Raw genomic sequence first — 13615 nt, forward strand, 5'->3', positions numbered from 1 at the left:
TCCACAAATGGCCGGAAACGATAACCAAGCTCGTACCCAAGCTGGTTGTCGCGATCCAGCGCGACGGCACACCCGAATATGTCAAAGCTTCGGTCGATGCCGCAGCCTCGGACGTAACCAGTGCTGCCGCTGCCGGAGATTTGTGGCGCACCATCTTCAGCAAGCCATCGGACGGTTTCGCCACGCTGCACGACATTCTCAAAGAGAACGCGCAGCCCAATGTCGTCTCGCCATTTGCGGTGCCGTTTGATCCCAACACGGACGTCGCGCAGACCTTCCAGGCGAACCAGAGCCTTTTCACCGTCAAACTCCATCGCCAGCAGGTCGACCTGCAGAAGACGAACTGGTCACAGACCCACTATGTCGCCGAGGCCCTTCAATCGCTCTACGACGATACCCAGTACCTCAAGCTGGCAAGCCTGTTCGTGGCCTATGAGACACGAATGGCCGCGGTCGGGCCGACCAGGCTCGATGCCCAGCAGCTCGCCGAAGGTTTCTCGAAAGCAGTAGCCGGCACGCTCGGCCTTAACGACTCGACCTGGATCAATGCGCTGGCGTCGATGTATGTCGACCGCCCGTTCCGGCAAACGCTGCTCGCCGGCTTCCGCCGCAAAATCCTGCGCAGCCTGTTCGAAGCGGACATCGGCGCTCCCGCCGGCGATGCCTTTGGCGGTCTGGAGCGTTTGTCCGGGCCGTCGAGATTGTCCGCCAGGGAAGAGCTGTTGGGCGAGCAGCGGCGAGAGGTGCAAAACGTATTGCTTGGCATTATCGGAGAGGGCCGGCTGCGCCAAAGCCCGCAAGGTCCCAGCGAGCGTCGCTTTGTCCAACCCCCGGGAGCGGGACGGGACATGATGCGGGCGGTTATCGGCGACATCATTCGGCAGCAAACCGGCGGAGCAGCGCCCGCGGCGATGACCAGCAAGATGGCGAATCTTCGCTCGCAGGCGTCGAAGAATTTTCAAGCCCATCACCGCCACTGGCAGAACAATCCGATCGGCACCAAGGATGTCGAAAGACTTGTGACCAGGACGGATGCGGATCGCCTCGATGAAGCGGTGCGGCGAAAATTCTTCGGCATCCGGGCCCAACCGACACTGGCCAAGTATCTCCGCCTGATCGTCGACGTGGAGATCGACATCAAGCCGGAAAACCTGGGCCAGTTGGAGAATTGCGACCTGATTGCCGCCTGGTTTTCCGCTGCCGCCGCTCATACGCCGCAAGCCCTCGACGCCGAACTGGCCGCGAGTCCGGTCAAGGCCGACTTTGTCGCCTATCAATGCAAGAAGGGTGGCTATTTTCGCCCATGCGGTCAAAAAGATCACCGCACGAACACCGACCTGCCCGAATGCCTGTCGCCGCCAATCAGGAATGGCGTGATCGATCTGCACGCAGACGACCGCTTCGAGCTTCTCACACTGAACCTCTCGAACAACGTCGGCGCACTCCGCATGCAGGCCGAGCAGAACGAGGGCGCCCAGCGCGACGGCACCCTGCTCGACACCGTTTCCACGAAACTGCCCGAACAACAGGCCAGGGGCCTGCAACTGATCGACCACGGCGCTATGGCGCACATGGTCAGCGGCCTCGCGGTAGGAAGAGTGGCGGGCAAGACTGAACCGAAGGGCGACAAGAAGAACCCGTATTTCGCCGAGGATTTGGCGATCGGCTACCGGCCCTACATCCAGCGCTGGAAGCACGGCGAGCGGCCGGTCGAGAATGCCGGACAGCTTGCGAATGGGCGGGAATGGCGCTCGCTGGTCGCGCGAACCGTCAGCATCGAGGCGCTGCGCGCAGTCGAGCAGCAAAAGGAATATCGCGACGTCCGGCATCGCGATCATGGACTTGTCCGAGTCGCACACAAGCTGATCGGCGCCGCCGGCACCGGAACTCCCGCAGCCACCGCGTCGAGCGACCAACAGATGTTCGCCTGGATGGGCGCGAGCTTGGCACTGTCGACCGACCTGCAAACCACGGCTTCCGTAGGCGAGAAGACAGGAGCTAGGGAAGCCGAAGAGAAAAAATGGCCGGGGCAGGACGAAAACACCGATCTCGCCCTCGACACGACCTACAGCTTTTCGAACAAGCCGGAGGACAAGCAGCCCGCGTTGCGCACCGGCGACAGCTATCTCCTGGGACTTGCGCCGCTCTATCCGAACGGCGGCGGCCCGTCTCTGGCCGATGTGACACGCGCATTCAATGCGCGCGGCGTCCAAAATGGCAGCGAGCAAACCGTCGTGCTCGGCGGTTCACCGGCGGGCTCCGTCGTCGTCCCGTTCAAATTCGGCCCGCCGCACGATACTCCGGCGCCGGGCATCCTGGTGTCGCAGGATGAGGCGCTGGCGTGGCGCAAGCACGAGACGCCGCCCTCCAAATCGAAATCCGACCCCGTCAACCGGGGACCCGCCGAGCAAGTCGAGCGTATCGTGCTGCGCAGCGCCAGCAAGCCCGCGGGCGACAAGGACGTGGCGCGGCGATATCTCGTGCCGCCACGCACGACCTTCGAGCGCGCCGAACAGGCGGGAATGTTCGACGCGGTGTTCGAGGCGAAACCACCCGGCGCATTTTCCGGTTATTCCCTGCATGAGGAAAACGGCAACTTCATCACCGATGGCGAATCGACGCGGGAGCCGAAGCCGACGAAGCTCAATGAGAAGCCTAAGCAGGAGCGCAGCCGCCCGGCCGTGCTGCTTCCGCGCGCCTCGGCGCACCAGCCGAGGGCGGCATACTATCCCGATCCGCTGGCGCGGAATTTGCGGGTCCGCTTCGAGCGGTCCGGCGCAGTTCCCGCCGGCTTTCCCGACGATCTTCCCCTGCATGCGTTCTGGAAGGACGGCGCATCTCCCGTCACCGCGCAGCCGATCGAGCTTCTGATCCGGCGTTGGTCCGAGGGACGCAACGGCGGCCGCGTCAATTTCGGTGACTCGAAGGGAACCATCAAGGGCGCCGGAATAACCCGACAGATCGATCGGCTGGCGCTCGAGATCGCGCCGGCTGAGGAGGTCAACCTGCGGGTCTGGTGCGTCCCCGATGGCTATGAGCTTCTGCGCCGAAGAAGCGATCTTCGATCCTCCTTCAAGTCCGTGATCCGCGCCGCCGCACAGACAGCGGTCCGCGGCCTCACGTTCGATTCTGCACTCGAGCAATACATCGACGACTTGGCGGATGGTTTGCCGCCCGAAAAGGCGGTCACGAAGCAAAAGGACGGGCGGTACGCCGAACGCAAGGCCGTGGACGAGGCATTCTCGCGGGCGTTCGCGGCGCTTCTGTTGCAGACGCCGGACAACGGCATCAACGCCTGGATGACGCTGAGCGTCGTCCATGCGGTGGAAAAGCCGCTTGCGGTGCCGGTCATTCCCAGCGTCATGCGGCCGCGTCTCGTCGACGGTGTCAGGCGCGAGGTTCCGCTTCTCGCCGTTCAGCCCGTGCGCGTGAAGCGAAATGCCTCGTGGGAGGATTACGCCAAGACGCTTGATCCGACCGATCTGCTGTCGGCGCTCGACCTGCCGAGCGAAGAGGAAGGCGCCACGACCTATTTCGTCGGCCAGATCGAGATCGACCGCGCCTCGACCGGCGAACTGCGGCTCGAAGCAAGCTGGCCGGATTTCGATCCAGCGGTGGCGATCCAGCCCGCCGACCCGACCGCGGCGACCAAAGACGGGCCGCGGTTCAAATTTAACCCTCCGACGCGAGACCGGCCGCTGTTCCATGACGCGATCAGAATTCCGCGGGACAGGGGAACCAACCCGGAGGGGCGTCTCGACCTCACCTTCGACGAAACCGGATCGTTGCGGGGACTGAATTTTCCGTTCAGCGACACCGCGGCCCGCGAACTGTGCTTGCGCGTCGTCGCGACGTCCCGCTTCGTCAACGATTTCCCCGCGTCGGACACGGATGCCAAGCCGGAAAAGGACGCGCTCGGCCGCTTCGATGTGGAGACACGGCCGCCGACCGATTCGAAACGGATGAAGGAGCTGAAAGAGGAGGATAATAACGTTAGGTTGTTCAAACTCCTGATGCCCGCATCGGCGGCACCGCCGCTCCCGACCGTGACGCGCCTCCAGTGGATCACGCCGGAAAGGCTCACGGATTTCGAACCCGGCCGGCGGATTTGCGTCGAGAAGCATTGCTATCCGCGGCTGTACCTTGGACAGGACTGGTACCAGGCCTGCGGAGTGAACGGGTTGTTCGCCGTCGTGTGTGCGCCCGGCGACCTCGTCAGCGACCGGCCCTACTCACCGACGTCCAAGCCCTCGCCGGTGCTCGATCCCGTCCCGCTGAGCGCGACCGAAGCCTTGAATGCGCCGAGGCTGCGGGACATTCCGGCCTCAGCCCTGAGCAAGGATCCGGGTGCAGACGGAAAGCCGGGATATCTCAGCCCGATCGCGGATTTCGTCACGCGGTGGGGATCGGATCCCACCGTCCGTTCGACTCCGCTGACGGGCACAATCACCAGAGAACGCTTCTCGGGATTCGTGGCCACGCTCAGCAATGTTCCTCTTCCGAATGACAGCTCGCAGAAAGTCTCGCTGCTGCTCTACAAGCCGGAATTCGACGGTGAGTGCGGTGAATTCTACGTGGATATCGGCGTAGATCCGGGCCCTGCCCACGGTCCGATGATCCAGCTGGCCGTCGCACGATATCAGCCCCACACCATCCATCCGCGCCTGCACCTGTCGTCCATCACGAATTTGAAGCCATTCCAGGTGGCGCCGAAGCGGACCGTCGAAGTCATCATGCACGAGGACAAGCATATCAGGACGATCGTTCAGGGGGTCGGTTACACCAACCGCAATCCGGAAGTGCCGGAAAGCTTCGGCATGGATAGAAAGCTGCCGCCGGAATATGCCAGCATCATCCGTTATCCACTGCAGAACGTGCGCCTGATCGTCCTCGACAATACCAAGCCTACCTCCGGCATCCAGGCCTACAATGAGCGGGGAAGGGCCGTGGAGAGCAAGCGCATGAAGCCGCAATTCTTCCATCCGGAATTGATTTGGATATCGGAGTTCGAGCTTCCAAAGGGGACAAACCGATATCGCTACGGGCTTGAGTTCGACGAGATTGATCTGCACTTTGCCGATGAGGCGTACGAGAAGGGCGCTGCCGCGGGCTCGGGCATTGTGGATCGGCCGAGCCGCTTCTCGCTGACGATCGATCTCGATCGCGGCCTGTTCTCGCCCAGCGAAGACAGCAATCTGCGCCCGCCGATCCAGGCCTATTCGCAGCTTCGATAAGCCGCCGATTGAGGATTTGGAGGTGCTTCAGTCCGTTAGTGGGTCGCGAAATTTTGCCTTGTTAACCGGAACGCATGGTTCCTACACAAGAAGGAAAGCAGAATGTCCACCATTACGTTTGTGAAGAAGACGCCGGCAGGCTCACCAGGCAACTTTAATTGGGAATATAAGTGCAAGTGCGCGAACGGTGTAAACAAGCCCAATGTGATTGTTTCTTCTGCGAACGAGAACGAAGCCAAGCAGCTTGCCCAGCAAGAGTGCGATGAGACTTGTGGGGAGACGTAGGAGATGCTCATTGCGAGAGCTTAGTAGGAACGAGGTCGCAAAAAACAGCAAACTACTCGGCAGTTGCCACGGCCGATGCCGTTCCGGACGGAGAAATAGGCGACTGCGGCGCGGTGGTGACGCGCTAGCTTGGCAAGAGCGGCAAGAACAAATCTTGCGGCCTATTGGGCCGAGTGCGTGCGCTTAATGTAAAATTGGTCGGATCGGCTCGACAGCCTACGCGACAGTGTGCATGCCCGCCGTCTCGCTGCGGAGATCGGCGGCGGCCTAGCTCGCTTTCGTTTCGACCCTCGGCAGCGAAGCGTGATATTCATCCACACTGTCGAGGTCGATCAGGGTCTTGCCGCCCATCTTGTACGCCCTGATCCTCTCGTGGGCGATCAGTTCATAAGCTTTGGTCTTTCCAAACTTGCCGTAGCGGCAACCGTCCTTGAACTCGACGAGCCGGCGTCGCTTGTTGCTATCATTTTCAACCATGGTTCCTGCACGAGTTTCGATAATCTCCGCCATAATCGGATCAAGCAACGCACAGCGTGATGAGCTTTTCCCTGGCGCGACCTTGGTGCTTGAGTTGGCCTACGAGGAAGGCGCAGATTTCGCTGCTACTTGTTTCGACGCCATCTGCGTAGCCCAATTGCGCCGGATGCGTTCATCTACATCGTCTGCTGCACCAAAGAGAGGCTCTCCGATGTCGCCGCTAACTCCTGCGCGCCGTAGCGTACAAATCGGACGGATCGGAAGCGCTGTTCAGACCCGGCACCTGTGGAACAGGAGGTCGGTGGTTCGAGCCCACCCAACTGTACCAATAAAATCAGCAACTTATTCTAAATTAGTCTTCGCTCGAAGCCAGCGACCGCTAGCTACCAAATAGCTACTACGGCGACGGGAAACGCGGTCTGGTTCTAAGAGCAGTCATTCAGGAGCGCCAGCGCAACTATGATGCGTGCGAGGCCCCTCTGTGACGGAGCAATCGGAGCACGCCAAAGCGTGCGCGTGCTTCGACTTCTCTCACTTTTTGGAATCAACGATGTGCCGGATGTCACTCGTTTGCGTCGAAAGGAGGCCTGGCAGTAAACTCAAGCTTTGGTCGATACTGTTGAGACCGTTTTCCGGCCCTAGCCTCGCGCTTGCATCCAGATTGATCAGGCCGTGTAACCGTTCGTTCAGAGCGCGGCCAAGCGGCGCTCCCGCGTTGGTCGGGCAAGGCATTCCGTTCCGAGTGCTCTCACTCAGGCGGGTGGGGCGGTGACCACTAGCCGCGAAACGGATAAGCCATCAGAATCGAAAGTCACTATTTGCTTGGTCTGACCTCCGCGCCTTCGTCAATATCGTCGGTATAACCATTCCTGGGATGGAGGACGCCGGCCCAGTTGAAGCGATTATCGTTGTGTTGGCATCGGCGGTACGAACTTGTCAGCCCGTGTTCGCTGTATGGCGCATTCGCGAGCAAGGAAATCGACCAGCGCTCGAACCGATGGAAGCAGCCCGCGCCGCGAGGGGAAGACCGCGTGGACGATGCCCGATCGTGGTCTCCAATCGGGAAGCACGTGGATGAGCCGACCGGCACGGATATCGTCCCAGATGAAGATGGTCGGCAACTGCACGGCGCCCGCCCCTGCGATTGCAGCGTTCCGCAGAACCGACATGTCGTCCGTGACAAGGCGGGGTGAGTGCGGGACACTCGCCACCTGACCATCCGCGTGGTGCAGTTCCCAGGCATGGTCCCGATGCGGCCGTTGCAGATCCAGGCTCGGCAGCGCCTGGAGATCGACGGGCGATTGTATGGTGTGATCGATCAGGCGAGGCGCTGCGACGAGGCACTGAACGCTTTCGTCCAGTCGCCGCATGACCAGATCGGTCGGCTCCAGCGGCGGAAACCGCAGGCGGACAGCCAGATCGAGCCCTTCGGCGATCACATCGACGCGGCGGTTCGTGCTCTCCAATTGGATCTTTATGGCGGGATTCTGCATCATGAAGCGAGAGATCAATTCGCCGAACTGAAAGGACAGGAGCGCCGTGGGGCAACTCATGCGCACCACGCCGCGCGGCTCCGCCCGCACCTCGGCGACAATCTGTTCGGCCGCCTCGGCTTCGACAAGCATCGCGACGCAGCGCTCGTAATACTCGCGGCCGATCTCTGTCACCGAGAAGCGGCGCGAGGACCGATTGAGGAGGCGCACGCCCAAGCGCTCTTCAAGCAGAAGGATGCGGCGGCTCAGCTTCGATTTCTGGATGCCGAGCGCACGCCCCGCCGGTGAGAAGCCGCCATGATCGACGATGGCAGCAAAATAATAGAGGTCGTTCAGGTCCTGCATCGTCCTTTTAGTAGGACGCTGCGTCGCTTTAAGCAATCTTACTGACTCATCGTTGCGCTGGTACGTCCACCGCTATCAAGCATCTCACCGCGCCGAGCGCGGCATGGGGATTGGAGGACGCGACAATGACCAAGAAGATTCTGGGTCGTTACGGCAACGACCGCCAGCATTGGGTGGGCGACGGTTTCCCGGTTCGCTCGCTCTTCTCGTACAACACGCTGGGCGCGCACATCAGCCCGTTCCTGCTGCTCGACTATGCCGGGCCGCACAATTTCGAACCGACCAAGCAGCGGCGCGGCGTCGGTGAGCATCCGCATCGTGGGTTTGAGACCGTCACCATCGTCTATGACGGCGAGGTCGAGCATCGCGATTCCGCCGGCAACGGTGGCATGATTGGTCCCGGCGACGTCCAGTGGATGACGGCGGCGGGCGGCATCATTCACGAGGAATACCACTCGCCCGGCTTTGCCAAAGCGGGTGGACCGTTCCGCATGGTGCAGCTCTGGGTGAACCTGCCCGCGAAGGACAAGATGGCACCCGGCGGCTATCAGGGCATCCTGAAGGCCGACATCCCGGTCGTCTCACTTCCCGGCGGCGCGGGCAAGGCGCGGATTATCGCCGGCGACTATCGCGGGACGAAAGGGCCGGCAAAGACCTTCACGCCGATCAACGTATGGGATCTGAGCCTGAAGGCCGACACCGATCTGACGCTTGACCTGCCGACGGGCCATACCGCCATGATCGTGGTTCTGACCGGTCATGTGACCGTCGAGAGCAGCCACGAGGCGGGCGAAGCCGAAATGGTGCTGCTCGATCGCGAGGGCGACGAGGTCAACATCCATGCCGATGGAGAAGCCAGGCTGCTGATCCTGACAGGCGAGCCGATCGACGAGCCGATCGTGGGCTACGGGCCATTCGTGATGAACAGCGAGGCGGAAATCCGCCAGGCCGTCGATGATTTCAATAGCGGGCGCTTCATGACGGCCGCCGCATGATCGAAGAGGCCGGACCGGTTTGCGCGGCCGGCCTCTTCTTCCTGTGGAGGGATCAGCGCTCGCCCCTCCACCTGAACCGAGGGCTTCGGCCCGCCTCCAGCGCAAAATCTCCAATCGACGAAAGAGACCGCAAATGGCCAGTGAAACCATCCGCAACCCCCAGACCGACCATCTTCTCACACCCGAGAATTCGGCGCTCATCATCATCGACTACCAGCCGATCCAGGTTTCCTCGATCCGCTCGATGTCCCGCGAGGAACTCGTCTTCAACATCGTGAGCACGGCCAAGGCGGCGCTGAATTACAGCCTTCCGATTATCCACTCGACGGTCAACGTCGCGACCGGCCGCAACAAGCCGCCGATCCAGGAACTGCAGGACGTGATCGGCCACCTGCCGACCTATGACCGCACCTCGATCAATAGCTGGGAGGACACCGAGTTCAAGCAGGCGGTGAAGGCGCTCGGGCGCCGCAAGCTGATCATGACCGCGCTCTGGACCGAGGCGTGCCTGACCTTCCCCGCGCTCGACGCGATCCAGGAAGGCTATGAGGTCTATGTGCCGGTCGATGCCGTTGGCGGCACCTCGCTCGCCGCGCACGAGACGGCACTGCGTCGCATCGAGCAGGCCGGCGGGAAGCTCATCGGCCGTGTGCAGATGTATTGCGAGCTTCAGCGCGACTGGGCGCGTCAGGCGACTGTGCCCGGCTTCATGGGCGTCTTCGACAGTTTCGATGGGTTCAACCCCGAAAAGGCGGCCGAGGAAGCGGCCAAGGGCTGAGGCCTCATGATGGCGGCGGCGATTTCTGTCGCCGCCATTTCCCGCAAGGAGAAGAAACGAATGAGCGAATTATTCATCGTGGTCGGTCTCAAGGCCAAGACGGGCAAAGAGAACGAACTGCGACGTGATCTGTCCGTTCTTGTCGAGCCGTCGCGCAACGAAGAGGGCAATGTCCGTTACGATCTGTTTGAGGATCTGGACGAGCCTGGGCATTTCGTGTTCGTGGAAGAGTGGGCGTCTGTCGAGGCGCGCAATCGGCATCACGAACATGGTCCTCACATCCAGCATTTTCATGCCAATGGCGTAACCAACGTCGAGGAGAGGATGTTCGCGCATATGTTGAAGCGCGTCGTCTGATGCATTTGAGAAGGGCACGGGGACCAACAGCGCAAGCTTTCAATGGGCGGCCGCGCTGTCCGGCGGGGACGTAAGCTGGATAGAGATGACTGATCAGCACCATGACGTCGCAGTTACAGCAGCGGACCGTTCCGTTCGAGCCCGATGCGTACATAGGCATCAAGGGATGGCAGGGTCTTCGATGTTCTCGCCCTCGCCAGATAGTCGGGAGCGGAAACCCGTCACGCGTTCACGGCGCCTCCAGATCCAGAATCCTTCCACCAATCTCTTCAAGCCGGGCCTGATAGTTCGCTGGTTCTAACAACTGACTCGGGAAATAGAGGCCCACAGGGGCTGGCGGTTGCTCGTCCAGTCCCAGGCACCTTTCGAGAACCATTGCCACGCCCAGCCCGGTGAGGGGAAACTGCCCTTGCGGATGAACCACGGCATGGCGCGTGGAAAAGGGACGGGCAGCATCGTCCTGTCCCTGGAGTTCGATTACGATCTCGGTAGACATCGGCTCGCCGCGTCTGCGACTGGAGCTCATGCCCGTCGCCAGATTGATTTCGATATTTGGCGCGTCCGTTGCGGCTGCCAGCGTGAGGATATCGTTCGGCGAGATCGCGATCGCGTCCATTTGAATGCCGTCCACGGCGCGAAAGCTTGTCTTGGCAGCCTCGCCGGAGCGCCAGACATAGCGACCGTTTCGACATGTGAGAGCCGCAGGCGGCGCATTTGTCAGCCCTTCGAGGTCGGAAACCTGCGCCGGCCCGCCTGTATCCTCATCGTCCAGCAGCAGGCCGATGCGGATGTCATCGACCCGCGAGAACCGCCGCGCCAGGGCAAGGGCGATGACCGACGTCACGCCGACCAGCCATTCTGTGCCAAGAACGACCGCCGACCGAGCGGGATCCTGCATGAAGCCGGCGACCTCGAGCCCAATCTCATCTATACCCGTGGAAATTCCGATGTAGGGTAGGCCTCGCTTTCGGGCAAAGCGGAAGCCGGACAGGGCTTCATCCCGCAAAAGCACCGCGACGGCGCTTACCGCCTGATCACCGATGCCCAGATCCGGCGCCGCGAGATCAAGCGCTACCCCGGCAGCGTGCCCAACCTCCTCAGCGACCTTCCGCGCCCTGGCGAGATTTCGGCCCCCGATGAGCAGCGGCACATCCGGAGCGGCTGATCGCAGATATCTTGCTGTATGGCGACCGACGACGCCCGATCCGCCGATCAGAAGAATGGGATCCAGTGACATGACAAACCCCTCTGCTGGCAAGGTTCATATCTTTCGATTGTTGACGGCCCCGTTATGGCTTGGCCCAGCCGCCCGGCGGCCGATGGCTCATCGGACTGCGATGGATCAGGCTGTCCGGCACGCGCGCGATCACCTTGATCTCGAAGTCGAAGCCGGCGAGCCAGTTGACTCCGATAGCAGTCCAGTTCGGATAAGGGGCTTGCGCGAACACGTCGCCCTTCACGGTCATGATTGTGCCGAATTGCTTTTCCGGATCCGTATGGAAGGTCGTCACGTCGACAATGTCGTCGAACGTGCACCCTCCTGCCGCAAGCGTTGCCCCCAGATTGGCGAATGCCAGCCGGACTTGCGCCTCGAAATCAGGCTCAGGCGAACCGTCGGCGCGGCTCCCGACCTGACCCGAAACGAACAGCAGATCGCCGGAGCGGATCGCGGCCGAATATCCATGCTGCTCGTACAGAGCGTGGCGGTTCTGGGGGAATATGGCATCACGTCGCGGCATCGAAGCGGTCCTTTCACTATCCTCGCTCGCGCAATGCCGGATCGGATTCCAGCATGAGCCGGCAAGCGAATGTTGATATACGGCTCGTATGTGAATATTGTACATACGGTTCGTATGTCAACTCACATGCACTCCGTATCTGAAAGTGAGGCGAATGGCGATGGCGAAGCGGCGGATCGACATGAGGGAGGAGAACCGGGCCAGGCTGATATCAGCCGCGCGCAAGGCGTTCGCCGCGAGAGGATTCGCTGCCGCTTCCATGGACGAACTGACCGCGGATGCGGGCCTTACCCGCGGTGCTCTTTACCACAATTTTAGTGACAAGAAGGGGCTGCTGGCCGCTGTCGTGGCCCAGATCGATGGCGAGATGGCGGCGCGCGCGAAAGAAGCCGGCGTCGCAGCGGGCGATGATTGGGAAGGGCTGCTTGCAGAAAGCGAAGCTTATATCGAGATGGCGCTGGATCCGGAGGTGCAACGGATCGTGTTGCTCGATGGCCCCGCCTTTCTCGGTGATCCCTCGCGATGGCCAAGCCAGAACGCCTGCCTTCAGGTAACGAAACAAACGATCGCCGGACTCGTCTCCGAACATGTCCTGAAGCGCGTCGACATCGAAGCCGCAGCGCGCCTGCTCAGCGGGGCGGCGTTGAATGCTGCCTTGTGGGTGGCCGCAAGCGACGATCCCAGATCAGCCCTGCCCAAGGCCATTGATGCGTTCCGGCTCATGGCAGCGGGTCTGCTGGCGCAACAACGCTGAGTGTTGCCACTTTCGCGCTGAGAAGCCGAACCATCCTGTCGATCTGGCCAGCATGAATCTGCTTGCTGAACAAAAGTCCCTGGAGATGGGTACAAGTCGCTGCAATCAACGCCTGTTGGTTGCGTTCCTTATTCTGCGACACAGATGAACACGCTTGGCTCTACCGTATCATAATTTGCAGTGCCACCTATGGAAGCATGGCGCTTCACGGTCCGACTCATTTCCACACACTCACCGCGATCCCCTTCGCGCACGAAAAGGAATAGCGATGAAAGCAGCTGTGTACGATCACAACGGGCCGCCAGAAGTGTTTCGTTATACCGACGCGCCTGATCCAGAGATCGGCCCTGGAGACGTCCTGATCCGCGTGGAGGCAATTTCGGTTGAGGGCGGCGACCTGATCAACCGTCGCAGTTCGCCGCCGGAACATCCTGCGTATGTTGTCGGCTATGCCGCAGCAGGCACCGTGGTGGCGATCGGCGGCGACGTCACTGATCGCAAGGTCGGCGATCGGATTACATCCTGGGGGTTGAGCGGATCCCACGCGCAACTCCGCGCGATACCGGCGCATCAGACCTGGTTGGTACCCTCAGCCGTGGACGTTGCCGAAGCCGCCGCAATCCCGATCGGCTTTGGGACGGCACACCATTGCCTGTTTGCGCGAGGTCGGCTGTCAAGTGGAAGCACCGTCTTGGTCCAAGGTGCAGCAGGGGGTGTTGGGATCGCGGCGCTGCAGCTTGCCCGCCAAGCCGCCGCGACGGTGATTGCCGTCGCAAGCGGCGAGGATCGTGCCAAGAGACTTATCGACCTCGGTGCATCGAATGTCATCGACCATAACATCGAAGCCGTCGTGGATGTGGCCCGTGACCTCACCCACGGGCGCGGTGTCGACCTCGTCATCGATCCGGTAGGCTCCACCTTGGCAACCTCTCTCGCGGTGCTCTGCGATGAAGGGACCCTGGTGTCCGTGGGCAATGCTGGCGGCACGCCATTGACGGTGGATCTCTGGCAAGCGTTACAGCGCAATCAATCGATCCTCGGCGTGTTCATGGGGACCATGTTCTCACGTCCAGCGGTGCGCCGAACTGTCGACACGATGCTCGCCGACCTCTCGCAAGGCAGGCTGACCGTGCCGATCGACAGCAAGTTCCCCCTTGC

Annotated in this window: 11 protein-coding genes; 7 read left to right on the plus strand and 4 right to left on the minus strand. The window is 61.4% G+C overall.

The genetic code is table 11. The annotated features are described in order from the left end of the window. Together CWO89_RS46235 and CWO89_RS30580 are read left to right on the plus strand one after the other, a co-directional pair. Window positions 1-5234: hypothetical protein (locus CWO89_RS46235; RefSeq protein ID WP_165421403.1), on the plus strand; the 5234-nt coding region annotated here is incomplete at its 5' end. A gap of 102 nt (window positions 5235-5336) precedes the next feature. Further along, window positions 5337-5519, plus strand: coding sequence for a hypothetical protein (locus tag CWO89_RS30580; RefSeq protein ID WP_130582274.1), 183 nt, complete (start codon window positions 5337-5339; stop codon window positions 5517-5519). A 267-nt stretch (window positions 5520-5786) separates the two neighbouring features. Here the strand turns inward: CWO89_RS30580 and CWO89_RS30585 are convergent, their stop codons facing one another. Together CWO89_RS30585 and CWO89_RS30590 are read right to left on the minus strand one after the other, a co-directional pair. After that, entirely contained in the window at window positions 5787-6029 is a 243-nt protein-coding gene (locus CWO89_RS30585) for a MerR family transcriptional regulator (protein ID WP_245476658.1), read from the minus strand. Window positions 6030-6898: 869 nt separating this feature from the next. Then, entirely contained in the window at window positions 6899-7834 is a 936-nt protein-coding gene (locus tag CWO89_RS30590) for a LysR substrate-binding domain-containing protein (RefSeq protein ID WP_130582275.1), read from the minus strand. Between the two features lie 125 nt (window positions 7835-7959). On the opposite strand from CWO89_RS30590, the gene CWO89_RS30595 reads away from it, so the two are divergent. The 3 genes from CWO89_RS30595 to CWO89_RS30605 all read left to right on the plus strand — a co-directional run bounded on the left by CWO89_RS30595 (window position 7960) and on the right by CWO89_RS30605 (window position 9964). Then, a complete protein-coding gene (locus tag CWO89_RS30595; RefSeq protein WP_130582276.1) occupies window positions 7960-8829 on the plus strand; it encodes a pirin family protein in 870 nt (289 codons plus the stop codon). Between the two features lie 133 nt (window positions 8830-8962). Further along, window positions 8963-9607 carry a hydrolase gene (locus CWO89_RS30600; protein ID WP_130582277.1) on the plus strand — a complete coding sequence of 215 codons (645 nt, stop codon included), beginning with the start codon at window positions 8963-8965 and terminating at the stop codon, window positions 9605-9607. Window positions 9608-9613: 6 nt separating this feature from the next. Continuing rightward, on the plus strand, window positions 9614-9964 hold the full coding sequence (locus CWO89_RS30605) for a putative quinol monooxygenase (protein ID WP_207234607.1): 351 nt from the start codon (window positions 9614-9616) through the stop codon (window positions 9962-9964). A gap of 229 nt (window positions 9965-10193) precedes the next feature. On the opposite strand, the gene CWO89_RS30610 is transcribed toward CWO89_RS30605, so the two are convergent. Then, entirely contained in the window at window positions 10194-11201 is a 1008-nt protein-coding gene (locus CWO89_RS30610; RefSeq protein WP_130582278.1) for a saccharopine dehydrogenase family protein, read from the minus strand. 52 nt (window positions 11202-11253) lie between these two features. Continuing rightward, window positions 11254-11703, minus strand: a complete 450-nt coding sequence (locus tag CWO89_RS30615; protein ID WP_130582279.1) for a RidA family protein — start codon at window positions 11701-11703, stop codon at window positions 11254-11256. 160 nt (window positions 11704-11863) lie between these two features. Here CWO89_RS30615 and CWO89_RS30620 point away from each other — a divergent pair, with 160 nt between their 5' ends. Together CWO89_RS30620 and CWO89_RS30625 are read left to right on the plus strand one after the other, a co-directional pair. After that, window positions 11864-12457 (plus strand): TetR/AcrR family transcriptional regulator, encoded by a 594-nt coding sequence (locus CWO89_RS30620; RefSeq protein ID WP_130582283.1) that lies wholly within the window; start codon window positions 11864-11866, stop codon window positions 12455-12457. Between the two features lie 268 nt (window positions 12458-12725). Next, the coding region (locus CWO89_RS30625; protein ID WP_130582280.1) for a quinone oxidoreductase family protein at window positions 12726-13615 on the plus strand (890 nt) is incomplete at its 3' end.

The organism is Bradyrhizobium sp. Leo170 (genome assembly GCF_004296405.1).
Lineage (GTDB): Bacteria > Pseudomonadota > Alphaproteobacteria > Rhizobiales > Xanthobacteraceae > Bradyrhizobium.

Excerpts from the sequence above, each read along its gene's own strand:
- CWO89_RS30615 (WP_130582279.1), bottom strand. The coding sequence starts at position 11,703 with ATGCCGCGACGTGATGCCATATTCCCCCAGAACCGCCACGCTCTGTAC.
- CWO89_RS30600 (WP_130582277.1), top strand. The coding sequence starts at position 8,963 with ATGGCCAGTGAAACCATCCGCAACCCCCAGACCGACCATCTTCTCACA.
- CWO89_RS30610 (WP_130582278.1), bottom strand. The coding sequence starts at position 11,201 with ATGTCACTGGATCCCATTCTTCTGATCGGCGGATCGGGCGTCGTCGGT.
- CWO89_RS30605 (WP_207234607.1), top strand. The coding sequence starts at position 9,614 with ATGATGGCGGCGGCGATTTCTGTCGCCGCCATTTCCCGCAAGGAGAAG.
- CWO89_RS30590 (WP_130582275.1), bottom strand. The coding sequence starts at position 7,834 with ATGCAGGACCTGAACGACCTCTATTATTTTGCTGCCATCGTCGATCAT.
- CWO89_RS30620 (WP_130582283.1), top strand. The coding sequence starts at position 11,864 with ATGGCGAAGCGGCGGATCGACATGAGGGAGGAGAACCGGGCCAGGCTG.
- CWO89_RS30595 (WP_130582276.1), top strand. The coding sequence starts at position 7,960 with ATGACCAAGAAGATTCTGGGTCGTTACGGCAACGACCGCCAGCATTGG.
- CWO89_RS30585 (WP_245476658.1), bottom strand. The coding sequence starts at position 6,029 with ATGGCGGAGATTATCGAAACTCGTGCAGGAACCATGGTTGAAAATGAT.
- CWO89_RS30580 (WP_130582274.1), top strand. The coding sequence starts at position 5,337 with ATGTCCACCATTACGTTTGTGAAGAAGACGCCGGCAGGCTCACCAGGC.